The 1,092-nt window shown below is 44.6% G+C and carries 1 protein-coding gene; it reads right to left on the bottom strand.

From position 1 onward, the window contains the following. Positions 1-30: 30 nt before the first annotated feature. Complete coding sequence (locus tag RXX31_RS24635) at positions 31-999, bottom strand: IS30-like element ISVa6 family transposase (RefSeq protein WP_317592206.1); 969 nt, start codon at positions 997-999, stop codon at positions 31-33. Positions 1,000-1,092: the final 93 nt, after the last annotated feature.

Raw genomic sequence — 1,092 nt, 5'->3', positions numbered from 1 at the left:
CTTAGTATCAAGTTTGAAGTGCGACACTTTCTATAGATGCGCATGAATATACTCCGTTGGTGTCCTATACCCAAGTCTTTTGCGTGGGCGCGTATTTAATTTGTGTGCAATTTCATTGCAGAGCTTCTGTGTTACGTGTGACATAGAAGTACGTTTTGGTAAGTATTGTCGTATCAAGCCATTGGTGTTTTCATTAGTGCCTCGTTCCCATGAGTGGTATGGATTTGCAAAGTAAAACAGACAGTTATGATGTTTTTCTAGTTGTGCGTAACCGTGAAATTCAGTGCCGTTATCTGCAGTTATCGTCTTAAAAGGTAAGTCAGAGCGGGTCATGATTTTGCTCATTCTTACGTTGAGCGACTCGCTTGTTCTATCGCCCATTTGCCCAATAAAAGTGTAGCCAGTCATTCTGTCGACTAAAGTCACGATACAGTGCTTGGTTCCGCAGCCAACGACGGTATCAATTTCCCAGTGACCAGGCTCTTTTCGATGCTCAGCTTTTGCAGGTCTTTCGGTAATATGACGCTTTGCTGCCAGCCGACCTCGGCTGTCTTTCGAGTTATACCTTTTACGCCTTTTCTTAGTGTATTGGCGTAGGTGTTTCCATAGTGTTCCACCGAGAGTTTTGTCGTTCCAAATATGCTGATAAATGAGCTCGTGGCTCATTGTTGGATAGCCTCTTACCCTTAGGTATCCGACGATTTGGTCAGGACTCCAATCCAGTCGCAGCAAGGCCTCAGGCAACCTAAAGTCGATTTTGCTGTAGCGCTTATTTCTGCGCGACCGGCTTAGCCGGTTGCGAGCCATTTGTTGGGCTCTCCACGCTTGATAGGAGTACCTTTTAAAGTGTCTGTTGTATCGGGAGTTGCGTTCAATTTCTCGATAGATAGTGGCTTTGTGACGCCCCAGTTGTTTAGCTATTTTAGCGGTACTAATTCCTTGCTTTCTGAGGGCAGAAATCATATACCTTTCGTTCTCAGTGAGGTGCGTGTATTTCATGTTTTTTACTTCTTGGCGGGAGCAAACTTCATGATTATCGCATCTCACTGTTTTTATGTTCAGAGGTGTCGCACTTCGTACTTGAATCCAAGA

This window comes from Vibrio sp. EA2, assembly GCF_033042495.1.
In the GTDB taxonomy this organism is placed as follows: Bacteria; Pseudomonadota; Gammaproteobacteria; order Enterobacterales; family Vibrionaceae; genus Vibrio.
This window is presented reverse-complemented; position numbering and strand designations above follow the sequence as displayed.

Bases quoted from the DNA above. Each gene is read 5' to 3' on its own strand.
- RXX31_RS24635 (WP_317592206.1), bottom strand. From the start codon at position 999: ATGAAATACACGCACCTCACTGAGAACGAAAGGTATATGATTTCTGCC.